This is a genomic window from Lysinibacillus sp. NPDC056185, from assembly GCF_047737915.1.
GTDB lineage: Bacteria > Bacillota > Bacilli > Bacillales_A > Planococcaceae > Lysinibacillus.
The window spans coordinates 239,935-265,089 of record NZ_JBLLLQ010000004.1 but is presented as its reverse complement, the minus strand read 5'-3'; the positions used below and the strand labels follow the sequence as shown (position 1 = coordinate 265,089).

General features: G+C 39.0%; 24 protein-coding genes. 22 read left to right on the top strand and 2 right to left on the bottom strand.

Going from position 1 to position 25,155, the window contains the following annotated elements; genetic code table 11:
* The first annotated feature begins 205 nt into the window (after nucleotides 1–205).
* The 10 genes from def to spoVM are packed head-to-tail and all read left to right on the top strand — an operon-like array spanning nucleotide 206 to nucleotide 9,227.
* On the top strand, nucleotides 206–700 hold the full coding sequence (gene def / locus ACMZ42_RS06675; RefSeq protein WP_049668389.1) for a peptide deformylase: 495 nt from the start codon (nucleotides 206–208) through the stop codon (nucleotides 698–700).
* Nucleotide 701: 1 nt separating this feature from the next.
* Nucleotides 702–1,643, top strand: coding sequence for a methionyl-tRNA formyltransferase (fmt, locus tag ACMZ42_RS06670; protein ID WP_415730939.1), 942 nt, complete (start codon nucleotides 702–704; stop codon nucleotides 1,641–1,643).
* Nucleotides 1,640–3,001 (top strand): 16S rRNA (cytosine(967)-C(5))-methyltransferase RsmB, encoded by a 1,362-nt coding sequence (rsmB, locus tag ACMZ42_RS06665; RefSeq protein ID WP_415730938.1) that lies wholly within the window; start codon nucleotides 1,640–1,642, stop codon nucleotides 2,999–3,001. Before fmt ends, rsmB begins: the two co-directional genes overlap by 4 nt.
* On the top strand, nucleotides 3,001–4,143 hold the full coding sequence (rlmN, locus tag ACMZ42_RS06660; protein ID WP_415730937.1) for a 23S rRNA (adenine(2503)-C(2))-methyltransferase RlmN: 1,143 nt from the start codon (nucleotides 3,001–3,003) through the stop codon (nucleotides 4,141–4,143). The genes rsmB and rlmN overlap by 1 nt, the downstream gene beginning before the upstream one ends.
* Nucleotides 4,144–4,149: 6 nt before the next feature.
* Entirely contained in the window at nucleotides 4,150–4,899 is a 750-nt protein-coding gene (locus ACMZ42_RS06655) for a Stp1/IreP family PP2C-type Ser/Thr phosphatase (RefSeq protein ID WP_370075268.1), read from the top strand.
* Between the two features lie 2 nt (nucleotides 4,900–4,901).
* Nucleotides 4,902–6,890 (top strand): Stk1 family PASTA domain-containing Ser/Thr kinase, encoded by a 1,989-nt coding sequence (gene pknB / locus ACMZ42_RS06650; RefSeq protein WP_415730936.1) that lies wholly within the window; start codon nucleotides 4,902–4,904, stop codon nucleotides 6,888–6,890.
* 11 nt (nucleotides 6,891–6,901) lie between these two features.
* Nucleotides 6,902–7,786: a ribosome small subunit-dependent GTPase A gene (gene rsgA / locus ACMZ42_RS06645; protein ID WP_415730935.1), complete on the top strand. Its 885-nt coding sequence runs from the start codon at nucleotides 6,902–6,904 to the stop codon at nucleotides 7,784–7,786.
* A 2-nt stretch (nucleotides 7,787–7,788) separates the two neighbouring features.
* Nucleotides 7,789–8,457: a ribulose-phosphate 3-epimerase gene (gene rpe / locus ACMZ42_RS06640; RefSeq protein WP_370075343.1), complete on the top strand. Its 669-nt coding sequence runs from the start codon at nucleotides 7,789–7,791 to the stop codon at nucleotides 8,455–8,457.
* Nucleotides 8,454–9,107 (top strand): thiamine diphosphokinase, encoded by a 654-nt coding sequence (locus tag ACMZ42_RS06635; protein WP_415730934.1) that lies wholly within the window; start codon nucleotides 8,454–8,456, stop codon nucleotides 9,105–9,107. The genes rpe and ACMZ42_RS06635 overlap by 4 nt, the downstream gene beginning before the upstream one ends.
* An 18-nt stretch (nucleotides 9,108–9,125) precedes the next feature.
* Nucleotides 9,126–9,227, top strand: coding sequence for a stage V sporulation protein SpoVM (spoVM, locus tag ACMZ42_RS06630; RefSeq protein ID WP_100544041.1), 102 nt, complete (start codon nucleotides 9,126–9,128; stop codon nucleotides 9,225–9,227).
* A gap of 607 nt (nucleotides 9,228–9,834) precedes the next feature.
* Here spoVM and rpmB read toward each other — a convergent pair.
* The gene (rpmB, locus tag ACMZ42_RS06625; RefSeq protein WP_370042904.1) at nucleotides 9,835–10,023 is read right to left on the bottom strand and encodes a 50S ribosomal protein L28; all 189 of its coding nucleotides are present in this window, start codon (nucleotides 10,021–10,023) and stop codon (nucleotides 9,835–9,837) included.
* 435 nt (nucleotides 10,024–10,458) lie between these two features.
* Nucleotides 10,459–10,926, bottom strand: a complete 468-nt coding sequence (locus ACMZ42_RS06620) for an HIT family protein (RefSeq protein WP_415730933.1) — start codon at nucleotides 10,924–10,926, stop codon at nucleotides 10,459–10,461.
* 731 nt (nucleotides 10,927–11,657) lie between these two features.
* Here ACMZ42_RS06620 and ACMZ42_RS06615 point away from each other — a divergent pair.
* The 12 genes from ACMZ42_RS06615 (at nucleotide 11,658) to rnc (ending at nucleotide 25,153) form a co-directional block, all read left to right on the top strand.
* Nucleotides 11,658–12,863, top strand: a complete 1,206-nt coding sequence (locus ACMZ42_RS06615; protein WP_415730932.1) for a GGDEF domain-containing protein — start codon at nucleotides 11,658–11,660, stop codon at nucleotides 12,861–12,863.
* A gap of 109 nt (nucleotides 12,864–12,972) precedes the next feature.
* Nucleotides 12,973–13,335 (top strand): Asp23/Gls24 family envelope stress response protein, encoded by a 363-nt coding sequence (locus tag ACMZ42_RS06610; protein WP_132357473.1) that lies wholly within the window; start codon nucleotides 12,973–12,975, stop codon nucleotides 13,333–13,335.
* 18 nt (nucleotides 13,336–13,353) lie between these two features.
* Nucleotides 13,354–15,003 carry a DAK2 domain-containing protein gene (locus tag ACMZ42_RS06605; protein WP_415730931.1) on the top strand — a complete coding sequence of 550 codons (1,650 nt, stop codon included), beginning with the start codon at nucleotides 13,354–13,356 and terminating at the stop codon, nucleotides 15,001–15,003.
* Between the two features lie 351 nt (nucleotides 15,004–15,354).
* Nucleotides 15,355–16,017 (top strand): L-serine ammonia-lyase, iron-sulfur-dependent subunit beta, encoded by a 663-nt coding sequence (gene sdaAB / locus ACMZ42_RS06600; protein WP_402868173.1) that lies wholly within the window; start codon nucleotides 15,355–15,357, stop codon nucleotides 16,015–16,017.
* A gap of 14 nt (nucleotides 16,018–16,031) precedes the next feature.
* Complete coding sequence (gene sdaAA / locus ACMZ42_RS06595; protein ID WP_402868171.1) at nucleotides 16,032–16,943, top strand: L-serine ammonia-lyase, iron-sulfur-dependent, subunit alpha; 912 nt, start codon at nucleotides 16,032–16,034, stop codon at nucleotides 16,941–16,943.
* 845 nt (nucleotides 16,944–17,788) lie between these two features.
* The gene (recG, locus tag ACMZ42_RS06590) at nucleotides 17,789–19,834 is read left to right on the top strand and encodes an ATP-dependent DNA helicase RecG (RefSeq protein WP_370075258.1); all 2,046 of its coding nucleotides are present in this window, start codon (nucleotides 17,789–17,791) and stop codon (nucleotides 19,832–19,834) included.
* A 130-nt stretch (nucleotides 19,835–19,964) separates the two neighbouring features.
* Complete coding sequence (gene fapR / locus ACMZ42_RS06585; protein ID WP_132357884.1) at nucleotides 19,965–20,543, top strand: transcription factor FapR; 579 nt, start codon at nucleotides 19,965–19,967, stop codon at nucleotides 20,541–20,543.
* Nucleotides 20,540–21,532 carry a phosphate acyltransferase PlsX gene (plsX, locus tag ACMZ42_RS06580; RefSeq protein WP_415730930.1) on the top strand — a complete coding sequence of 331 codons (993 nt, stop codon included), beginning with the start codon at nucleotides 20,540–20,542 and terminating at the stop codon, nucleotides 21,530–21,532. Before fapR ends, plsX begins: the two co-directional genes overlap by 4 nt.
* A gap of 238 nt (nucleotides 21,533–21,770) precedes the next feature.
* A complete protein-coding gene (gene fabD / locus ACMZ42_RS06575) occupies nucleotides 21,771–22,724 on the top strand; it encodes an ACP S-malonyltransferase (RefSeq protein ID WP_370075256.1) in 954 nt (317 codons plus the stop codon).
* Nucleotides 22,717–23,463: a 3-oxoacyl-[acyl-carrier-protein] reductase gene (gene fabG, locus ACMZ42_RS06570; protein ID WP_402868163.1), complete on the top strand. Its 747-nt coding sequence runs from the start codon at nucleotides 22,717–22,719 to the stop codon at nucleotides 23,461–23,463. The genes fabD and fabG overlap by 8 nt, the downstream gene beginning before the upstream one ends.
* Before the next feature lie 57 nt (nucleotides 23,464–23,520).
* Nucleotides 23,521–23,757 (top strand): acyl carrier protein, encoded by a 237-nt coding sequence (acpP, locus tag ACMZ42_RS06565; RefSeq protein ID WP_036124798.1) that lies wholly within the window; start codon nucleotides 23,521–23,523, stop codon nucleotides 23,755–23,757.
* 631 nt (nucleotides 23,758–24,388) lie between these two features.
* Nucleotides 24,389–25,153, top strand: a complete 765-nt coding sequence (rnc, locus tag ACMZ42_RS06560) for a ribonuclease III (protein ID WP_370075254.1) — start codon at nucleotides 24,389–24,391, stop codon at nucleotides 25,151–25,153.
* Nucleotides 25,154–25,155 lie beyond the last annotated feature (2 nt).

Here is a 25,155-nt window from a genome sequence, read left to right as displayed (position 1 = left end):
CAGCAACAAATGTTTTATCTGTGCGAAAGCGAAGCGTCAGCAACAAATGTTTTATCTGTGCGAAAGCGAAGCGTCAGCAACAAATGTTTTATCTGCGCGACAGCGGCAAAGCGCCCAGCCGGAACGGAAATCAACCCCACATTATGATATGGAGTTACACTTAGACAAGGTAATAAGCCTTAAATATAGAAATGAGGAACATAAGATGGCAATTAAAAAAGTTGTTGAACATCCAGCAAAGGTACTATCAACGCCGTGCGCGGAAGTAAAAGAAATTAATGAAGAAATTATTACATTACTAGATGATTTATATGACACAATGGTTGAATACGATGGTGTTGGTATTGCTGCACCGCAAATAAATGTAGGATTACGTGTTGCCATTGTCGAGCTTGGCGAGGAACGAGATATTTTAGAAATGATTAATCCGACTGTCATTGAAACAGATGGCGCTGAAGTAGATATTGAAGGATGCTTAAGCTTCCCAGGATTATACGGTGAGGTTGAACGACCTGACTATGTGAAAATTGAAGCATGTGACCGTGAAGGACGTGTATATGAGTTAGAAGCGGGAGGCTTTGATGCACGAGCAATTTTACATGAAATCGATCATTTAGATGGCGTGCTATTTGATTCAAAAATCAAACGCATTTTAACTGAAGAAGAGCTTGAAGCAATGTACGCTGAAGAGGAGGAATAATATGACTTCAATAATTTTTATGGGAACACCTGATTTCTCAGCGCCAATTTTGCGTATGCTACATCATGAAGGTTATGATATTAAAGCTGTAGTTACACAACCAGATCGTCCAGTTGGGCGTAAGCGTGTGCTAACACCACAACCTGTTAAGGTAGCAGCAATGGAGCTAGGTTTACCTGTTATTCAGCCTGAAAAGCTACGTGGTTCTGAGGAATTACAGCAAATTATTGATTTACAGCCTGACCTAGTCGTAACAGCTGCTTTTGGACAAATTTTGCCGAAAGAATTGCTAGATGCACCACCGCTTGGTTGCATTAACGTCCATGCGTCACTTTTACCAAAGTATCGTGGAGGAGCACCTATTCACCAAGCAATTATTGATGGTGAAAAAGAGACGGGTGTAACGATCATGTATATGGTGGAAAAGCTTGATGCAGGTGATATCATATCTCAAAAGGCTATCCCAATTGAAGAGGAAGATCATACAGGTGGACTATTTGATAAGCTAAGTGCTGTAGGCTCTGATTTATTAAAAGCTACACTTCCTTCTATTATTAATGGAACGAATAATCGTACCGTGCAGGATGAAGCACAAGTAACCTTTGCAAGCAATATTTCACGTGAGCAAGAACGTATCGATTGGACAAAGGATGCTACAACTTTATACAATCAAGTGCGTGGTCTTCATCCGTGGCCAGTTGCCTATACAACATTTGAAGATGGCAACTTTAAAATTTGGTGGGCACAAGTTGGTAACACAAAGCATGATACTTTACCAGGTGAGGTTGTTGCGATTTCAAAGGATTATTTTGAAGTTGCAGCAGGAAATGGTACAACACTTGCCTTGTATGATGTACAACCAGCTGGTAAAAAACGCATGACAGCAGAGGAATATTTGCGTGGTACAGGTTCTAAATTACAGATCGGGGACCAATTTAAATGAGTAAAAAAAGCGTAGTAATTTGGGATGGAAATGTGCGCGATGCTACACTTTCTATTCTGTTAGCAGTAGATAAAAATCAAGCCTATAGTAATTTGCTTTTAAATGAAACAATCAAGCGACATAAAATTGAAGCTAAGGATCGTGCGCTTTTAACAGAAATTACGTATGGTACTTTACAATATAAAATGACACTCGATTACTATTTAGAGCCATTTATCCGTGGCTCAGTGGATCATTGGGTGCGCTGGCTTTTACGTTTATCTTTATATCAAATGCATTATTTAACACGTATCCCACCACATGCAGCGGTAAATGAGGCTGTAGAAATTGCTAAGCGTCGAGGTCACAAAGGGATAGCTTCAATGGTCAACGGTATTTTACGTTCTATTTTACGTCAGGGTGTAGCTTCTACTGATGACATTAAAGATCCAATTGAGCGTCTTGCTATTGAAACGAGTCATCCCGAATGGTTAGTGCAACGCTTTGTAGATAACTACGGTATTGAAGTAGCGGCTGAAATGCTACATGAAAATAATGTACCTCCAGTGCAGACTGTACGTGTAAATACGACGAAAGCAAGCGTTGAGCAAGCGATTGCCAGTATAGAAGAGGAAGGTTTAGCAGCGAAGAGAAGCGAGCTAATGCCTGAATGTTTACATGTAACAAATGGTCAGCCAGCTCGAACAAAGGCATTCCAAGAAGGGCTTATTACTATTCAGGATGAAAGCTCAATGATTCCAGCAAATGTTTTGCATCCATCACCTGGCATGCGCGTCTTAGATATGTGTGCAGCTCCGGGAGGAAAGACAACACATATAGCTGAGATTATGAAAAATGAAGGTTCAATTTTAGCGACTGACCTTCACCCTCATAAATTAGATTTAATCGACCATAATACGGATCGTCTAGGGATTGATATCGTAGAGACTGCTCCGATTGATGGACGTAAGGCACCGGATTTTCTACAACCAGAATCATTCGATGCTATTTTAGTCGATGCACCTTGTAGTGGTTTAGGTGTTATGCGCCGTAAGCCAGATATTAAATATACAAAGCGAGAAGAAGATTTAGAAAGCCTCCAAAAAATACAATTGGCACTATTAGATGCTGCAACAAAAGTATTGAAAATAGATGGCAAGCTTGTGTACAGTACATGTACAGTAGATAAAAGGGAAAACGAAGGTACTGTAGAAGCCTTTTTAACAACGCATCCAGAAATGGAAGCTATACAACTAGAATCTTTACCAACAAAATTAGCGGAAAAGCAAGCAAATGGCATGCTTCAAGTCTTTCCACAAGACTGTGGTAGTGACGGTTTCTTCGTTGCCGCCTTTCGTAAAAAAGGAGGATCCAACTGATGGTGGATCAAGAGAAATTTAATGAGCGCATTAACGACTTAGTTGAAGAAGCGGAAGACAAGCCTGTTCGACGCGCGAAAAAAGAAAAACCAACTTTAAAGGAATCGGTATACTCATTACAGCCGGAACAATTAGAAGAATGGTTAAAGGAAAATGGTGAAAAACCATTCCGTGCAGCACAAATTTTTGATTGGCTTTATAATAAACGTGTAAAAACATTTGAAGAGATGTCTAACCTTTCAAAAGGATTACGTGAAAAGCTAGAAGCAAGTTTTTCTTTAACGACATTGTCAACAATTATTAAACAGGAATCTAAAGATGGTACGATCAAATTTTTATTCCAACTACAAGACGGCTATTCTATTGAAACTGTATTAATGCGTCATGAATATGGGAACTCTGTTTGTGTGACGACACAAGTAGGCTGCCGAATTGGCTGTACGTTTTGTGCGTCAACTTTAGGTGGATTAAAACGTCACTTATTAGCAGGGGAAATCGTGGAGCAAGTTGTCAAAGTACAACAAACTTTAGATGAATTGGACGAACGTGTGTCACATATCGTCATTATGGGTATTGGAGAACCTTTCGATAATTATGAAGCGATGATGAACTTCTTAAAAGTCATCAACCATGAAAAAGGGTTAAATATTGGTGCTCGTCACATCACTGTCTCAACATCAGGAATTGTTCCTAAAATTTACGAATTCGCTGATGAACAACTACAAATTAACTTTGCAGTATCCTTGCACGCACCAAACCAAGAGGATCGTCAAAAACTGATGCCAATTGCACGTGCTTATAAATTAGATGAATTAATGGAAGCCGTTCGTTACTATACTAAAAAAACTGGCCGACGTGTTACTTTTGAGTATGGTTTAATGTCTGGTGAAAATGATTCTGTTGAAATTGCAGAAGAATTATCTGCATTAATAAAAGGACTTAAATGCCACGTGAACTTAATTCCTGTAAACTACGTACCAGAACGTGATTATGTTCGCACATCCCGTAGTCAAATTTTTGCCTTTGAAAAAACTTTAAAGAAGAATGGTATTAACGTAACGATCCGCCGAGAGCAAGGTTCTGATATTGCTGCTGCGTGTGGTCAATTACGTGCGCAAGAGAGATCTGAAGAGACGAGGTGACCAGTGTTGAAATACACAGTCGAAAGTGATATTGGGTTAAAACGAGCAATTAATGAAGACCGTGCGGCATTTTTTAAACGTCCAGACGGGCTTGCACTAGCACTTGTAGCAGACGGCATGGGTGGTCATAATGCTGGCGATGTAGCGAGTGATATGGCGATGAAGCGGATAGAATCCGTTTTTTTACAGGCAGAGGCACATCATTTTGCATCAACAACATCAAAAAAAGAGTGGTTATTACAAGCGGTCAAGCAATTGAACAAAAGTATATACGACTATTCTTTATCACACGAAGACTGTAAAGGAATGGGCACGACGTTTATTGCAGTGTTAATTGAAAAAAATCATTGCTTTATCGCACATGTTGGTGATAGTCGTGTGTATTATTTCTTTGATGATGGTGCACAACAAATAACAAGAGATCACTCCTATGTAAATGTTCTGGTTGAAAATGGTGAAATTAGTGAAGAGGAAGCATTGACGCATCCGAAGAAAAATTTCATCTTAAAAGCAGTTGGTACAGAAGAATCGATCGAACCTGACTTTTATGAAGTTGATTTAGCATCAGAATCGTATTTACTCATTTGCTCTGACGGTTTAAGCAATAAACTTACAGTGTATGAAATGGCATCAATTATTACGTATCCGGATTCAATAGAAGAAAAAGGACGAAAACTTGTGGAATTAGCAAATGCAAGCGGGGGAGAAGACAATATCTCCCTCGTGCTACTCACAAGGCTAGATGAGGAGGTGTAAGTATGCTTGTAGGTAAACGAATTAGTGATCGCTATAAAATTATAGGGCTAATTGGTGGCGGTGGTATGTCCAATGTTTATTTAGCACATGACATGATTTTAAACCGTGATGTAGCGATCAAAATATTACGCTATGATTTTACCAATGAGGATGAATTGCATCGCCGTTTTCAACGTGAAGCACTTTCTGCTACAAGCCTTACACATCCAAATATCGTTAGTGTTTATGATGTAGGTGATGATGGTGATCTACATTATATTGTGATGGAGTATGTCCAAGGAAAAACATTAAAGCAGTACATACAGGAATTTGCACCAATTTCTCCTGCTAGAAGTGTGCATATTATGAAGCAGTTAACATCAGCAATTGCCAATGCTCATGAAAATCATATTATCCATCGTGACATTAAACCTCAAAATATTTTAATGGACGCTGAAGGTAATGTGAAAATAACTGATTTTGGCATAGCGATGACGCTTAGTGCAACGTCATTTACACAAACGAACTCCGTACTAGGAACGGTGCATTATTTATCACCAGAGCAGGCTCGTGGTGGTACGGCAACAAACAAATCTGATATTTATGCACTTGGCATTGTTTTATATGAATTATTAACAGGGGAATTGCCGTTTTCAGGCGAGTCAGCTGTTTCAATCGCGCTTAAACATTTACAATCCGAGACACCGTCCGTTCGTGCATTCGATGCTACAATACCTCAAAGCGTTGAAAATGTTGTGCTAAAAGCTACAGCGAAAGATGCTTCTCATCGTTATTCAACCGTGGAAGAAATGCAGGCAGATTTAGAAACAATTTTATCGCCAAATCGAATCAATGAACCAAAGTTTGTCATACCGGAAGATAATGATGTGACAAAGGCTATTCCGATTATAAAAGAGCCAATTATACGTAAAGACGAAGATTTAACGAAGACCAGAGTAATCGAACCAATTACACAAGCAAAGCCGAAACCCGAGGCTAAGAAGCCTGTGGAAAAGACAGCACCTGTAAAGAAAAAGATAAAATGGCCAATATATGTTGCTGGACTATTAATAGCGGCTATCGCCATCTTCCTATCCCTTTATTTTGGCACAGATCTATTTATTCCTAAAAAGACGCCTGTACCTAGTGTGGCTAATATGACAGTTGAGGAAGCTACGAAGAAATTAGTGGCTGAAGGTTTTACTGTTGGTAAAGAACCTCAGAAGCGTTATGATGAGGACGTTGAAAAGGGTAAAGTCATTGAAACAGACCCTGCAGAGAGTACAGAGCGTATAAAAGGTACGGAAATTGATTTAATCGTAAGTCTTGGAGTAGAAACGACGAAAGTGGAAGATTATAGAGGACAGCAAATCAGCCAAGTTAAATCAATATTAGAGGGTGGTAAATTTTCAGACCCAGATATTAGTTGGGTGCATTCAACAGAACGAGAAGGAACAATTATTGATCAAGAGCCTAAACCTCAAGAAGAGGTAATCGCTAAAGATACAAAGATGAAATTTACGGTAAGCGCAGGTATACAAATGGTTACCGTAGGTAATGTTGTGAATTACACGAAGGCTGAAATGGATGAGTATGTAAGAAGTAAAGGCTTAAAATGGAGTATTGCCCGTGAAGACTATCATAATACAGTAGCTGCCGGAAGTGTTATTTCCCAATTGACAAGAGCTGGGACTGAAGTTGAACCAGGCTCTACAATAGCTGTTGTTATAAGTAAAGGACCTGCCGAAAAACCTGTAAAAACTGTGGTGAAAACTGTGCATGTGGAAATACCATATGAACCAACAGAGGAAGGTATGGAGCAATCTATTCGTATTGAAATTCAAGATAAAGACCATACAATGTCAACAGCTGCCGATAAATTTACTATTACGGCTAATAAACCGTATAAAATACAGCTTGTCATTGAAGAGGGCAAAGTAGGCGCATATAAAATTATACGTGATTCGCAAATTATTGAGGAAGACAGTTTCAATTTTGATGATGTTAAATAAGGGGGAATTGGATGGCGCAAGGCCAAATACGTAAAGCATTAAGCGGTTATTACTATGTATATGATGGAGAACAACTAATACAATGTCGAGGACGTGGGGTTTTTCGCAATCGCGGGGAATCCCCACTCGTTGGCGACAATGTAGAATACACTCTGGAAACAGAGGGATCAGACGGTACTATTCAAAAAATTATGGAACGCCAAAATGAATTAGTACGTCCTCCAATTGCCAATATTGATCAAGGGATTTTGGTGTTTTCTGTAAAGGAACCTAATTTTAATACAATTTTACTGGATCGTTTCTTAGTTGTTTTAGAGTCATTTCATGTTCATCCGATTATTTGTTTAACAAAGATGGATTTGCTAGAAGATCATGAACGCGAGGAATTGCAAAGCTATATAGCAGATTATGAAAGCATGGATTATACAGTGCTACAAACCTATAAAGGTGAGGAAGAATTAGTTGATCGTCTACAACCTATTTTAAAGGGAAAAAGTTCCGTGTTAGCAGGGCAATCTGGAGTTGGGAAATCTACACTACTTAATACATTGATTCCAGATTTAAATTTGAAAACCGGAATTATTTCACAAAGCTTAGGGCGAGGAAAACATACGACTCGCCATGTCGAATTAATCGAGGTATGTGACGGCTTATTAGCAGATACTCCAGGATTTAGTTCGTTTGATTTTGATGAAATAGAAAAAGAAGAATTAGGCGCATGCTTCCCTGAAATGGCCCGTATGGCAGATGATTGTAAATTTAGAGGCTGTTTACACTTAAAGGAGCCAAAATGTGCAGTAAAGGCAGCTGTTGAGGCGGGAGAAATTCGTGACTATCGTTATAAACACTACAAACAATTTATGCAAGAAATTATGGATCGAAAGCCGAGGTATTAATGATGATACAAATAGCACCATCAATTTTAGCAGCGAACTTTGCTAAATTAGGAGAAGAAGTTAAAGAAGTAGAAAAGGCAGGGGCACAGCTTATTCATATCGATGTTATGGATGGTCATTTTGTGCCAAATATTTCTTTTGGCTCTATTGTATTAGACGCCATTCGTCCTTTAACTGATTTACCACTAGACGTTCATTTGATGATCGAAAATCCTGATCAATATATTGAACAATTCGCCAATGCAGGAGCAGACTATATTACGGTGCATGTAGAAGCTTGCCGCCATTTACACCGTACAATTCAATTAATTCGCTCGTATGGAGTCAAACCTGGTGTTGTATTAAATCCACATACACCAATAGAATCTATTCAACACATTTTAGAAGATATTGATATGGTGTTGTTCATGACAGTGAATCCAGGGTTTGGTGGGCAAAAATTCATTCATTCTGTTGTGCCAAAAATTGAAGCATTAGCAGCTATTATTAAAGAACGTAATCTCGATATTGCTATAGAGATTGATGGTGGTATTAATGCAGAGACTATTATTCCTTGTGCCAAAGCAGGAGCAACAATTTTTGTAGCTGGTTCCGCTATTTATAGTAAAGAAGATCGTACCGCGGCCCTACAGGAAATTTTAGCTGCTGGTGAGGCTGCGATTCAAGGATGACAGTAGTCGTTGTTTGTGCAGGTGGGCCAAGAGCGGAACTCTGTTCATTTAGCCCGTATAAAGAACAAAGTGATGTGTTATTTATCGGAGCAGACCGAGGAGCGCTATATTTAATCGAGCAAGGAATCACACCGCATGCCATAGTAGGAGATTTTGATTCACTATCGCAAGAGAAATACAAGCTGGTGATGGCACATACAAATGATAGACAACGATTCCAGGAAGAAAAAGATGAAACGGATACGGACTTAGCGTTATTAAAAGCTTTGACCTATACACCGCTAGAAATTGTACTTACAGGTGTTACAGGTGGTCGTTTAGATCATTATGAGGCAGCAGTTCGTTCGATTTATCGGTTACAAAAAGAGCATCCGCAGGTAGTATTGAAGATTATTAATTATGCAAATATGTTGCAATTTTTAATGCCGGGCAAGCACTTCATTGAAGCAGACGAACAATACCGTTATTTGTCTTTCTTTGCACATGAAGAGCCGATTAAAGATGTGACATTAAGGCATGTAAAATATGAAACAACAAATGAAGAAATCTCTCTTGGTACATCTCGCTTTACAAGTAATGAAATAATAGGGAATTCAGGGTCTATATCTTTCTCGCAAGGCATATGTTTAATGATAAGAAGCATAGATTAGCGTAAGGGGGAGAGAGTCCTGAAAGTATATACGTTCCAGCTGCCGAAATTTGTAAGTAGTATTACGCGTACATGTATCAACATTTTTAAAAAAGAAAAGAAAGTAAAAAAATCCGACTAACACTAGTCGGATTTTTACTTTTTGGGAAATAAATGTATCTGCGAAATTAATGTAGCATGTAAAAAAATATGGTGCTTCAGCAAAGCGAGGGGTTGATTTCCGTTCCGACTGGGCGCTTTCCTGGGGGCGTCCGATGAGCCGCTTCACTCGCGTTGCTCGCTCCAGGGTCTCGGGCCAACACGAGGTTGGTCACGAAGGCGTTATCACAGGACGTGATGGTTTTAGCCTTCGTTCCTCTATTGCTGATCCCCAAGGAGTCGCCCAGTCTCCACTCCAATCAACAACTTCACATAGCATGCGACAGCAACAACAAATGGACAATCACATCACTGTTAGTAGTTACTCTGTTCAAATAAGGTGAGTAGCTATACCGTTCATTTTTGACATGCATAAAATTGATAAAAGATGAAGATTGTTAATTTCTGCAGATTGTTGTACTGCTATGTAATGAAAGCCGCTAGGAATTACTATGAGAAGTAATTTCTAGCGGCATAGTCATTTTATTATATAAATATTCACAAAGGCGGTTGGTAGTTTGCCTAGTTATTGAGACAGAAAAAAATCGATTTTGCGCCAAATGCGAAAATCGATTTTTTGGAAGCGACGATTAAACGCGCTCGATTTTACCTGATTTTAATGCACGAGTAGAAACCCATACACGTTTTGGTTTACCGTCTACTAAGATACGAACTTTTTGAAGGTTAGCACCCCAAGAACGTTTGCTAGCGTTCATAGCGTGGGAACGGTTGTTACCAGTACGAGCTTTACGCCCAGTGATTACACATTGTTTTGGCATGTTGTATTCCCTCCTTACTGTTAATGCTGAAAGATTATTATTTCAGTTCGGTATTTCACATACCATAATAATTTAACATACGATGACGTTCAGTGCAATAGTTTTCACATAACCTTTCAAGAAAAAAACCTTTACAGACAAAAAGTACTTGTTAAATAATGGTTGTTGATTTCTAGGTGTTACAATTCCTGGTATATAGTAGCTCGATTTTAACCCGCACTAACTGCACGCCCGATTTGTATGTAATATATAGAAATAAAATAGTTTTTTAATTAGGCTCGTTGAATTAAAGTACCCACCTATCAGCATAATGGATAGATGGGTACTTAAGTGGTCTTTATGTTTATTTTGAACTTCTATGAATAAAAAATTTATATATTTTTTTGAAGACGAAAAGCATACCCAATCCCTTTGTTTGAATTAAAACTAAATGACCTAAATATTTTGGTGTATCCATGAACGTAACTTTTCAGGGTAGAAAGGTCGTTCGTCAGGATCTGTGTAGTAACCTTTCGTCATGTAAAGATTGTCACCTTCATATCTTGGATATACATGAAGATGATAATGCCACACATCTTGATTTCCCGCAGGTTCATTATGCTGCCGAGTAGAAATCCCATCACAACCGTATGTATTTTTCATTGCAAATGCTGTTAATTGAGCAACACGATGGATTTCAGTAGCCATTTCTGCTAGAAGTTCATATATATTTTCAAAATGTTCGTTCGGAACAACTAGAACATGTCCTTTATTGTTCGGCCACCATTTACTCGCAATAAATGCTGTTACATGTTTATTTTGATAAATAATGTCTTTTTGTTTTGTACCATTATTTTGTTTTTCTTTCCCTGATACAATCCGACAAAATGGACACTCATAATTTTTTGGCTTATGAGAATACAACTTAGCACACCACCATTTCCTTATGTATATAAATATTGAAATATTTATCAATACTTTTATTATATAAGGAAATCAGAAAGAGGGTATGAAAATAAAATTTCTACGCCACCTTTAAAATCTTTATTATCTTTAATGACTTTAATATTTTTTAAACATTTTATGAATATATAGATGCCTAGAATGTTGTTCAGTAAGGAAAAATTCCGCACCGTGCTACTCTATTTCTTGATGGTGAGCGTCGAGCCACTTCTGCCGTAACAGTACGATGACACTTCATTTTCGCAGAAAACATTGATTGCTTCCGCTACGTTACATTTCGCTTTCGCACAGACAAAACCCAGTTGTTGCCCTGACGCCCCCGGAAAACGCCCAGTCGGAACGAAAATCAACCCCTTGCTTTGCCGAAGAATCATTTTTTTTACATAACATTTTCATTTCATTGAAACAATAGTTTTACAAAAAACATGGAAGCTGATTTTTGAAATAAAGCATCAGCTTTTTTATTTTTTTGAGAATATTTTATGCAGCGAAGTGAAATGCCTTCTATAAAGTTTTGTTTTTGACTACATGAAACCTGCCTAGCAATATGGTAGGTTTTTTGAGCTTTTTTAAAGGTCGAGCTAATCTTGTTCAATTTTCAACGATTTTGCAAAGACTACTTGTATTTTTCATTATTTAGACGATAAATAAAGGACAAATTATTGCAAGATTGTTTATTAGGAGCGGAAGTTATGGGAAATCAAGAAGAGCTAGCTCTCTCTATACAAAAAGAAATGGTTCAATTTAATTTAAAACGCATGCGAACAGTAGCATGGACATTGATGTATATATCAGCCATTATTACAATTATTCATTATGGCGAGGTCTTCTTTGTGAAAACAGAAAGAGCGATGGTGCCAGCTTATATAGCCATCCACACTATATTGTTTTATCTAGATCTAGCGGTGTTATTATTTGTGAAAGAAAAGAAACTTAAGGTTACATCCCTTAATTTACGAAAATACGAAACGATCTTACTTGCTTACATCTATACAATATTGTTATTAATTACTGTCATAACCGTAATGGACGTTTATTTCTTTAAACATACGGCTCTTTATGAGGTGTTGTTTTTATTGATTTGCACTGTTTTTGCTATCCCTTTCCTGAAAATTTTTTGGATTATGTTAATAACAGTGTCGCCAATTTTAATAAGTGCTTATTTGAGTGTTGGAATATCAGGTGAAAGCATTAAAATATTTTTACCGATGTGTCTTATTATTCCCATAGGGCTAATGATTCAGCGTCATACTTATAAAGTTCAAAGTAAAATTACGAAGCAACATATTTTATTACAAGAAGAAATGAAAAAATCTAAGAATTTGTCAAAATTATTAGCTGAGAAAAATAATGAACTATCAGAGCAAGTGCTTCGGGACACGTTGACAAATTTGCCTAATCGACGAGCCTTTAATAATAAATTGACACAAATAGGGCAACAACTTAGTAAACCAACATCTTTATCGGTCATGATGATTGATATTGATTTCTTTAAAAATTTAAATGATTATTACGGTCATTTACAGGGTGACGAAGCATTGATAAAGGTGGCTGCTCTATTAGAGGAAATTGCAGAAAAGTATAATGCATTTGCAGCGCGGTGGGGAGGCGAAGAGTTTGTAATCGTTAGTCAGCATGCCGCAAAGTTTTCAGAGCATGTTTGTGAGGAAATTTTAGAGGAAGTACGCAACTTAAATATTCGTCATGAACGTTCGGAAGTAGCTGATATTGTAACAGTCAGCATCGGGATGTGTCATGCCAAAATTTCAAATAGCGAGCAACTGAAAATATGCTGTGAATTAGCTGATCAAGCACTATACACAGCAAAACAAAACGGTCGTAATAACTTTTACTGCAAAAGTGGAAATTTCGATGAAGATGTATGTTTACCTTTTTAATGTCAGTAAAACGTTGATACAATGCGCTTTCATGCCTTCTAAGGTTGCTTAATGCATAACGAAAGTGTTACAATATCATTTAGTCAAAAAGAGCCAAGGGGGCATTTCTATGTCAATTGAATTAAACAATGAATTCGGCCAAATTGATATTTCAACAGATGTACTTGCACAAATAGCTGGTGGCGCTGCTGTAGAATGCTACGGTATTGTTGGCATGGCATCTAAACATCAAATTCGTGATGGTCTAACTGATATTTTACGTAAAGAAAATTTTGCAAAAGGTGTTGTTATTCGAAAACAGAACGACGATTTACATATTGATATGTACATTATTGTTAGTTACGGGACAAAAATTTCGGAAGTTGCTTATCAAGTACAATCGAAAGTGAAATATACAGTGGATAAAACATTAGGTATGAGCGTGAAATCTGTCAATATCTTTGTGCAGGGCGTTCGTGTAGCGAATGATTAAGAGGAGGAACTAATTCTAATGCAGTCTTTAGACGGAATAAAGTTTGCAGAAATGGTGCAAATGGGTGCTCATCACCTATTCCAAAATGCAAATTATGTTGATTCATTAAATGTATTTCCAGTACCAGATGGTGATACAGGAACGAATATGAACTTATCGATGACATCTGGGGCAAAGGAAACGGAGCAGTATGCGTCAGAACATATCGGCAAAACAGCTCAAGCTTTATCAAAAGGTTTACTTATGGGAGCACGCGGAAATTCAGGCGTTATTTTATCGCAGTTATTCCGTGGCTTTGGTAAATCGATCGAAAAAGAAGCGACAATTGATGCCAAGGGCTTTGCCGGTGCCTTCCAAGCAGGTGTAGAAACTGCTTATAAAGCAGTAATGAAGCCAGTTGAAGGAACAATTTTAACGGTTGCACGTGAAGCGGCGAAAAAAGGTGTAGAAGTGGCAGAAACTGAAACCGATATCATTGCAGTGATGGAAGCATTTACTGCTGAAGCACAGGCTTCGTTGCAACGTACGCCTGAACTTCTTCCTGTTCTAAAAGAAGTCGGTGTTGTAGATAGTGGCGGTCAGGGTCTTCTATTTGTGTATGAAGGATTTTTAGCATCTTTAAAGGGCGAGCCATTACCGGTGAAAAATGAAGCAACTTTAGATGATTTAATTAATGCAGAACATCATAGAGCACAAGATTTCATGAATACTGTGGATATTGAATTTGGTTATTGTACAGAAATCATGGTACGTTTTGAAGAAGGAAAAGAGCCATTTAGCGAAGAACAATTCCGCAATGAATTAAATCCTCTAGGTGATTCTTTACTCGTTATTTCAGATGAAGAAATTGCAAAAGTGCATATTCATTCTGAACAACCAGGCGCTGTTTTAGCAATGGGTCAAAAATATGGTAGTCTTATTAAAATTAAAGTCGACAATATGCGTGAACAGCATTCTGCCATTGTTGGTGAGGATCATAAAGCTCCTTCTTCAGCTAAAAAAGCAGAAAAGCACCCATATGCAATTGTAACGATTGCAATGGGCGAGGGAGTTGCTGAATTACTTCGTTCAATTGGTGCCTCTTATGTTATTGAAGGCGGTCAAACAATGAACCCTTCAACTGAAGATATTGTGAAGGCAGTACAAGAAATTGGTGCTGAAAAAGTATTGATTTTACCAAATAACAAAAATATCGTGATGGCAGCAGAACAAGCAGTAGAGCTTTTAGATATAGAAGCGGCTGTAGTTCCAACGAAAACAATCCCTCAAGGTATGGCGGCAATTTTATCGTTTAATCCAGAAGCGGCAGTTGAAATGAACCAAGCAACAATGACAGAAGCCTTCGCAAATGTTAAAACTGGCCAAGTAACTTATGCAGTTCGAGATACATCTATTGATGGTGTGGAAATTCATAAGGATGATTTCATGGCTCTTGCAGAAGGGAAAATTGTATTATCTACTCCAGCATTAAAAGATGCTGCTGAGAAGGTGATTACTGATTTGGTGGATGAAGATGCAGAAATTGTAACAGTCATCTATGGTGAGGATACAACCGAAGAAAATGCCTCAGAATTAGTGAAATTCATTGAAGAGAATTATCCAGAGGTTGAAGTAGAGTTATTTAATGGTAAACAAGGATTATATCCATATATTATTTCAGTAGAATAATTCACTCTACTTTGCGCATAAGTAGACAAAGCAGTGCACAAGCCGTGTACTGCTTTTGTTTATGGTACAAGGAGAATAGGGGATAATAAACGAGTTAAATTAGCTAAAAATAAATGATTTGATGTATGCATCCAGTGGACACTGAACTTGGAAATACTGGAATATCAGCATTTTGAAATTATTGTGTATACGGAGTAGACAAAAGTTAATCTATATTTCCGTTGTGTAAATTATAGTCGTGTAAATTTTCTGAAAGTTGATAAAGAAGTGCTTTACTTTTATAGTAACTATCAAGCATGATATAAATAAAAAATCGATATTATTATATGGATAGAATAGAGGGATGTTATTATGAAGTTTACTTCAGTATTTGATATTATTGGACCAGTGATGATTGGGCCTTCTTCTTCTCATACGGCAGGTGCCGCACGAATTGGACGCGTTGCCAGAGATTTATTTGGAAGACAACCAAAATGGGCGAAAATCCACTTATATGGTTCGTTTGCTGAAACGTATAAAGGACATGGAACAGATGTAGCTTTGGTAGGGGGCCTATTAAATTACGATACATTCGATGAGCGGATCAAAACAGCTTTTGCCGATGCAGAAAAGGCAGGGTTAGATTATGAGTTTATCCCAGAAACAGCAAATATGGAGCATCCGAATACAGCTCGCCTTGTAATTGGCGATGATGAAGGAGAGATGTCTGTCGTTGGTATTTCTATCGGTGGCGGTAAAATTGAAGTGAGTGAGGTGAATGGCTTCAAGCTACGTCTAACTGGAGGCATGCCAGCAATTCTTGTTGTCCATGATGATCGTGCAGGCTGTATTGCCAATGTGGCAAATTGCTTGGCGATGCATGCAGTCAACATTGGGCATATGGAGGTTTCTCGTATTGAACGTGGTTTAACAGCCCTTATGGTGATAGAAATCGATCAAAACATCGAGGAAAAAGTATTACAACAAATTTCTTTAATACCACATATTTCGAAGGTTTCTAAAATTAATAACTAAGGAGGTGCCCCAATATGGACGTATTGTTTCATAATGTTCGTGAACTAGTTGAACGAGCGGAGCAAGAAGGAAAACTAATTTCTGAAATTATGATAGAGCAGGAAATGTTAATAACTGGACGCACAAGAGAAGAAATTATACAGCAAATGGACAATAATTTAACGGTGATGGAAGAAGCTGTTGAAAGAGGCTTGAAGGGTGTAAAATCTGTAACAGGCTTAACGGGCGGTGACGCAGTATTGCTTCAAAATTATATTGCGCAAGGCAAATCACTGTCGGGGGATTTATTACTAGACGCGGTGAGTAAGGCTGTTGCAACAAACGAAGTTAATGCAGCTATGGGTACAATTTGTGCTACTCCAACTGCGGGTTCTGCTGGGGTTGTACCAGGGACATTGTTCGCGGTAAAGAACAAGCTAAATCCGACGCGTGAGCAAATGATTCGTTATTTATTCACATCGGGTGCTTTCGGCTTCGTTGTTGCTAATAATGCTTCGATTTCAGGTGCCGCTGGAGGCTGTCAAGCAGAGGTTGGCTCAGCTGCTGGCATGGCAGCGGCTGCGATTGTAGAGATGGCTGGTGGTACGCCTCAGCAATGTTCAGAAGCATTTGCTATTACATTGAAAAATATGCTAGGGCTTGTTTGTGACCCGGTAGCGGGATTAGTAGAGGTTCCTTGTGTTAAGCGAAATGCTATGGGAGCGGCAAATTCCCTTGTGGCAGCGGATATGGCACTTGCAGGGGTCACAAGTCGCATCCCGTGTGACGAAGTGATTGGTGCGATGTACCGAATTGGACAATCTATGAGTCCGAATTTAAAAGAAACTGCACGTGGAGGACTTGCTGCAACACCAACAGGCAAAGCTATTAGCAGAGCCATTTTTGATAATGGCAATTTAGAAAGTATCAAGTCACTTCAAAAATAAAAATATTCAACACGCTTTTCCTAAGTGGAAGGCGTGTTTTTTTGAGGTTCTACATGGTGTAGGTGAAAATGTAAGGCATAATGGTGAAATAGTTCGGGAGGGTAGTTTTGACAAAGAGAGTTTTGCCAACAATGTTCATTTGTTCTAGTTTGCGATTTACAACAATTAATAATCCTCTTCATAATTGAAATTGGGTCATTTTTTAATTGATGTTGCATTAAAATTTGGACACTTTCTAAAAAGTAACTTACCCGCATTCATCTCACCACTTATAGAGGTAGGAGACTTTTGTAACTGCCGTTTCACTTACATTACATAAAAGATTTGTACCTGTCACTATGCTTTCGATACAATAAACATTCACTGATAGAAGTTAAAACGAACGCCGTGTATATAAGTTGATTGGAGTGGAGGCTGGGCGACTCCTTGGGGATTAGCGTCACAGATGAGACCCTGCAGCGAAGCGAAGCGGCTCATCGGACGCCCCCAGGAAAGCGCCCAGCCGGAACGGAAATCAACCACGCTTTATGGTGATGAGTCAAGAATATGGAGTATCACCAAGAAAATGTATTGGGATGAAAAAGTGATTATTCATGCGATATAATTAACTATTAATCAATTGAATTGCTATCTTACTGAAAATGAAAAGTTATATAATGATATTGAATATATAAAATGCTTAGTATGTTTTATTCAAAAGTGTTAAATGCAAACAACATTATTATGAAAGCTAAGAGTAATCGTAAGAAAGGGGAAAACTCATATGCTGAAAAATAGTATGGTTATACGAATGACTATAGGTAAAGTACTTGTGGTGAAAAACTTTGGAGGAGCTGTCGTGCAAGGTGACTGATCTAACGAATCCCGTTACTGAATTAAAGGGAATCGGGAAAGAAACAGCAGGGCATTTAGAGGCATTGGGCATCGAGACGATTGCGGATTTGTTATGGACATTTCCGCATCGACATGAGGATTTTCGTTTAAAGGATTTAGCACAAACACCACATAATGAACGTGTCACAGTTGAGTGTAAAGTTGAACGTGAACCGACAGTACTGTTTTTAGGTCGCAATAAATCACGATTACAAGTCACGGTGCTGGCAGGTCGACATTTAGTTAAGGTTGTTTTTTTTAATCAAGGCTATTTGAAGCAAAAGCTTGTACCGGGAGCTATTATAACCGTTACGGGAAAATGGGACCGTGGCAGACAAGTAATCAATGGAACGTCTGTAACGTTTGGCCCTAAGACAGATCAAGTTGACTTTGAACCTGTTTATAGTCTAAAAGGTTTGATTCCACAAAAGCGTTTTCGTAAATATATGCGACAAGCATTAGATGAGTTTGGTGCAGAGATACCGGATGCTGTTCCGCAGCATTTACAAGCCGATTATAAGCTTGCTACAATGCGTGAAGGGCTTGAGGGAATTCATTTCCCTGTTGATGCTGGGCATGCGAAACAGGCTAGAAGACGTTTTGCCTATGAAGAGTTACTAAACTTTCAAGTACGTATTCAAGCGTTACGTAAAATTAGGAAAGATAGTGAGCGCGGTACAGTTATACAGTTTGATTTGCAAAAGTTACGTGCTTTTATTGCGTCATTACCCTATGAATTAACAGGTGCGCAAAAACGCGTTGTCAATGAAATTTGTAAAGATTTGAAAGAGCCACATCGTATGAACCGCTTACTTCAAGGTGATGTAGGGTCGGGGAAAACAGTTGTTGCGGCAATATGTTTATATGCTGCTGTAACTGCTGGTTTTCAAGGGGCGTTAATGGCGCCGACGGAAATTTTAGCTGAGCAGCATGCTGAAAATTTAAAGGAATGGTTTGAGCCGTTTGGCGTACGTGTAGCTTTACTATCAGGATCGACGAAAGCAAAGGAGCGTCGTTTACTTTTAGAAGAACTGGCAAACGGAGACATAGATATTTTAATTGGTACACATGCGCTAATTCAGCCTGATGTTGTTTTTTACAAACTTGGTTTTGTTATAACAGATGAACAGCATCGTTTTGGTGTAGAGCAGCGTAGAATATTGCGTGATAAAGGGGAAAATCCAGATGTACTCTTTATGACGGCGACACCAATCCCGCGTACACTCGCGATTACAGCATTTGGAGAAATGGATGTTTCAATGATTGATGAAATGCCAGCGGGGCGTAAGCAAATTGAAACGCATTGGATGAAAAAAGAGCAATTTGGCTCTGTTATGTCAAAGCTAGAATTAGAGCTTGCTGCAGGTAGACAGGCTTATGCTATTTGTCCACTAATCGAGGAATCAGACAAGCTGGATGTACAAAATGCTGTAGAAATCTATGAGCAACTTGCAACATATTTTAATGGGCGTTACAATGTCGGATTAATGCATGGTCGCCTATCAGCGGATGAAAAAGACGCTGTCATGCGAGCCTTTAGTGAGGGAACTATTCATGTGCTCGTGTCTACAACTGTTGTCGAGGTAGGAGTTAACGTACCGAATGCAACTTTTATGATTATTTATGACGCTGAACGCTTCGGCTTAGCACAGTTGCATCAGCTACGTGGGCGTGTTGGGCGTGGTGAACATCAGTCATATTGTGTGTTACTAGCAGATCCAAAATCCGATGAAGGTAAAGAGCGAATGCAGTCGATGACGGAAACGAATGATGGCTTCCGCCTAGCTGAAAAGGATTTGGAATTACGTGGTCCAGGTGATTTCTTTGGGCGTAAACAAAGTGGTTTGCCTGATTTTAAAGTAGCGGATTTAGTGCACGATTATCGCATACTAGAAACTGCGAGAAAAGATGCAACGGATATGCTTGAGACGGATGCTTTTTGGCATGATGATGAGTACAAATATTTGCGTGAAATGCTTGAAAATTCAGGTGTTTTACAAGGGGACCGCTTCGATTAACTGAATCTTTGATGCTCAATTAGGAATGTGAGCGCTTGTTTTAAAAACAAGTCTTGCATTCTTTTTTTATACTCTATATACTGATATTAGTACCAAGTGCTAATAACAACTAAAAAGGTGGCGAATGATGTTGAGACGAACGAAAAAAGAGCGACAGCGACAATTATCCGAAACGATAGCTGATAATCCATTCGTCACAGATGAACAGCTAGCAACACAGTTTCAGGTTAGTGTCCAAACAATTCGTTTAGATCGTATGGAATTATCTATTCCGGAATTACGAGAACGAATTAAAGATGTTGCTTCGAAAACCTATGAAAATGAAGTTAAATCACTACCGATTGATGAAGTGATCGGAGAAATAATTGATATTGAATTGGATAATCGTGCATTATCTATTTTTGACGTAAAAGAAGAACATGTTTTTCAGCGCAATGGCATCGCACGTGGACATCATTTGTTTGCACAGGCAAACTCATTAGCGGTAGCAGTAATTGACGACGAACTAGCGTTAACAGTACATTCTAACATTACCTTTGTGAAACCTGTTAGAGCTGGAGATCGTGTTATTACAAAAGCGATCGTTATCGGACGTGATGAAAAAAATCATCGTACAAAAGTAGAGTTAACGTCCACTGTTAACGGTGAAACAGTTTTTGTTGGTGAATTTGATATGTACCGCACGAAAGGTAAAGGTGAACAACAATGAAATTAGCGCTTGATGGAATGGGTGGAGACAACGCACCAAAATCAGTTATTGAAGGTGCGTTATTAGCATTAGAGCAAATTCCAGATTTAGAAATTCAATTATATGGTCAGCAGCAAAAGCTTGAACCATTTTTAAAAATACATGATCGATTAACTGTAGTACAGTGTGATGAAGTTGTCGAAGGAACAGACGATCCAGCACGTGCTGTTCGTCGTAAAAAGGATTCATCCATGGCACGCATGATGGATGCGGTTGAAGAAGGAAAGGCGGATGCTTGTCTTTCAGCGGGTAATACAGGTGCTTTAATGGCAGGAGGCTTATTTAAAGTAGGACGTATTGAAGGGATTGCTAGACCTGCTCTAGCCACTACACTTCCTACTTTAGATGGTAAGGGCTTTTTAATGCTCGATTTAGGGGCAAATGCGGACGCACGACCTGAGCATTTATTGCAATATGCGATTATGGGCGATATTTATGCGAAAAAGGTAGGTGGCTTACAAAAGCCACGTATCGGCTTATTGAATATCGGTACTGAAGATAAAAAAGGGAATGAATTAACGAAGGCAGCTTTTGGCTTATTAAAAGAAGCTGATTTAAATTTTATTGGTAATGTTGAAGCTCGAGATTTACTTGAAGGGGTAGCGGATGTTGTTGTAACAGATGGCTTTACAGGTAATATGGTGCTGAAATCGATCGAAGGTACTGCTGGCGCGTTATTTTCAATGCTAAAAGAAGCGTTTATGTCTTCAACAAAAACGAAAATTTCGGCAGCACTTATGAAAAATAATTTACGTGACCTAAAAAATAAAATGGATTACACAGAATACGGTGGTGCAGGCTTGTTTGGTTTGCAAGCACCTGTCATTAAGGCGCACGGCTCATCCAATGCCAAAGCAATATACAGTGCAATTCGCCAAGCAAATACGATGGTTGAGCATACAGTCATCTCGACGATTACAGATACAGTACGTCACTTAGAAATTGATTAACTTATTTCAGCGGGTGTCCAAACACCCACTGAAATAGAGGAACTCAGTCTAAGAACGCCACGTCCTGTGGCAATTTATGTGTGCGAAAGCGAAGCGACAGCAATAGGGTTTTATCTGTGCGAAAGCGCAGCGTCAGCAACAACACACGACTGAGTGACCAACATCATGTTGGCCTAAAGCCTCCGGCGGACGCAAATTAGGCCGAGGCATAATTGATTAAAAAGGGGATTAATAAAAAATGACGAAAATAGCATTTATTTTTCCAGGACAAGGTTCTCAAGTAGTTGGGATGGGGCAAGAGTTTATTGAGAATGCGGCAGAAAGTAAAGCATTTTATGAGCGTGCAAATCAATCGCTTGGCTTTGAGCTATCTAAGCTGATGTTAGAGGGACCAGCTGAGGAGCTCACATTGACTTACCATGCACAGCCGGCACTCTTAACTACTGGTGTAATGGTTGCAGAAAAATTACGTGCGGCAGGTATAACACCAAATTTTGCAGCTGGACATTCACTTGGAGAATATGGTGCATTAGTAATCGCTGGTGTGCTCTCGTTCGAGGATGCAGTTTCTGTTGTGCATAAGCGGGGGCTTTATATGAATGAAGCTGTACCTGCAGGGCAAGGTGCTATGGCAGCTATTCTGGGGATGGAGCTTGAGGCACTGCATGAAGTAACTGAAAAAGTATCTGCAGCAGGTGAGCCAGTTCAGGTAGCGAATGTAAACTGTCCAGGGCAAATCGTTATTTCTGGTACAAAAGAAGGCGTTGAAAAGGCTTCTTTAGCGGCAAAAGAAGCTGGTGCAAAACGAGCAATTCCTTTAGTTGTTAGTGGTCCATTCCATTCAGAGCTAATGCGACCATCATCTGAAAAATTAAAAGCAGCGTTGGCTGATATATCATTATCAGCTCCACAAATTCCTGTAATCGGCAATGTAATGGCGAAAGGATTAGAGGATGTTCCAGCTGTTCAGCATGAATTAGTAGAACAAGTATATAGCGCTGTGCAATGGGAAGCATCTGTGGGTGAAATGATTGCGCAAGGTGTGGATGTCTTTATTGAGTGTGGACCAGGCAAAGTATTAAGTGGATTAGTGAAAAAAATCGACCGATCTGTTGCAACATACTGCGTTTATGATGAAGCATCATTAGAGGCTGTACTAGAAGCGGCGAAGGAGTGGACAATTAATGCGTAAATTAGAGGGTAAAGTAGCTGTTGTAACGGGTGCTTCACGTGGAATAGGAAGATCTATTGCATTAAAGCTTGCTGACGAGGGTGCTAAAGTTGTCGTTAACTACAGCGGTTCACAGGCGAAGGCAGAGGAAGTTGTCGCGGCGATTCAAGAGAATGGCGGCGAGGCAATAGCCGTACAAGCGAGTGTTTCAAAAACAGAGGAAGTTTCAGCATTAATGGATGTAGCGGTGAAAACATTCGGCTCGCTTGATATTTTAGTCAATAATGCGGGCATTACGCGTGATAACTTGTTAATGCGTATGAAAGAAGATGAATGGGACGCTGTGCTAGATACGAACTTAAAAGGTGTTTTCCTTTGTACGAAAGCAGTAACACGTCAAATGATGAAGCAACGTGCAGGCCGTATCATCAATATTTCATCGATTGTCGGTGTAGCTGGTAATGCAGGGCAAGCTAACTATGTAGCTGCAAAAGCCGGTGTTATTGGGTTAACTAAAACAACTGCAAAGGAATTAGCATCACGTAATATTTTAGTAAATGCAATTGCACCAGGCTTTATAGAAACTGAAATGACTGAGCAACTACCAGAAGATCTAAAGCAAGGTATGCTTACGCAAATTCCTCTAGCAAAACTTGGGCAGCCTGAGGATATTGCAAAGGCCGTAGCTTTTCTAGCTTCAGATGATGCTAACTATATGACAGGTCAAACGTTACATATAGATGGCGGTATGGTAATGTAATTTCAATTAGTCATAGATAATGATTTTTTGTATAATCATTGAGGGGAGGTGAATGTTTTGTCTACAGTATTAGAACGCGTAACAAAAGTAATCGTGGACCGTTTAGGTGTTGAAGAAAGTGAAGTTACACTAGAAGCTTCTTTCCGTGATGATTTAGGTGCTGACTCATTAGACGTAGTTGAGCTTGTAATGGAGCTTGAAGACGAATTCGATATGGAAATTTCTGATGAAGATGCTGAGAAAATCTCAACAGTTGGTTCTGCAATTTCATACATCGAAAGTAAATTAAACTAATCCGTTTAACTTTATTGAGCAGAAATTAATCACCTCTATCGGTGTTGACATGAATGCGGTCATTATACAATAAATGTTTATGATTAAATAAAGTTAAAGCCTTTAGCAGAAGTTACTCATGCTTTACTTCAGTGGAAGAGCAGATACTATGCTGAGGTGTATTTAAAAAGGGGACGAAATGGTTCGTTTAGCGAACCATGATCGTCCTCTTTTTTATCTTTATTCAGTAGAAGACACTCACTTGTGAAGGTGGTAAGAAGAATACAATAGTCGTTCCTTTTTAGTGAGTGTCCTAACACCTACTGATATTAAGGAACTCAGTCTAAGAACGCCACGTCCTGTGGCGACGACTGAGTAACCAACATCACGTTGGCCTAAAGCCATCGGACGCATTGTTTATCTGCGCGAAAGCGAAGCGTCAGCGGCAAATGTTTCCTGCGCGAAAGCGAAGCGTCAGCGGCAAATGTTTCCTGCGCGAAAGCGAAGCGTCAGCGGCAATTACGCCAAGGTGAAATTGGCCTTGAAAAAAATAATTTCCAAAACATTGTATTTAAGCCGAAATACTTTTGCATAAATGCCTTGAAAAAGGTACACTTAAACGGTAGAAACTATTAGGAAGGCAGATTGTTCAATGGCTATGAAAAGAAAAGGAACTATGCAGAAATCTGGCGTGCTTCCTGAAAAAGTACGCAATCAATTCGAGCTGTTACAGCATGAATTAAATATCACATTTATTAATAAAAATTTATTGTATCAAGCATTCACACATTCATCTTATGTGAATGAGCATCGCCGTAAATTGTTTACGGATAATGAGCGTCTTGAATTTTTAGGAGACGCAGTACTTGAACTGTCTGTTTCTAAATACCTTTTTGAGAAATACTCTCATATGAGTGAGGGTGAACTGACGAAGCTACGAGCATCCATAGTATGTGAGCCTTCACTTGTTATCTTTGCAAATGAATTAGGCTTTGGTCGCTTTGTATTACTTGGAAAAGGTGAGGAATTAACAGGTGGACGGGAACGCCCAGCGTTACTTGCAGATGTATTTGAGTCATTTGTAGGTGCCCTTTATTTAGATCAAGGCTTACAAACGGTTGTGTGCTTTTTAGAACGAATCGTATTCCCGAAAGTAGAAGTCGGTGCTTTTTCGCATGTGATGGATTTCAAAAGCCAATTGCAAGAAATGGTACAGCAAACAAATAACGGTCTTCTTCATTATGAAATTATTGATGAAAAGGGTCCTGCACATAACCGTACCTTTGTATCGAGCGTACTATTAAATGGGCAAGAGCTGGGTATTGGTCGTGGGAAATCAAAAAAAGAAGCCGAGCAGCAAGCTGCGCAATGTGCGATGCGTTCAATGCGTGAGCAAACTGCAAAAGAGGAGGCTTAATA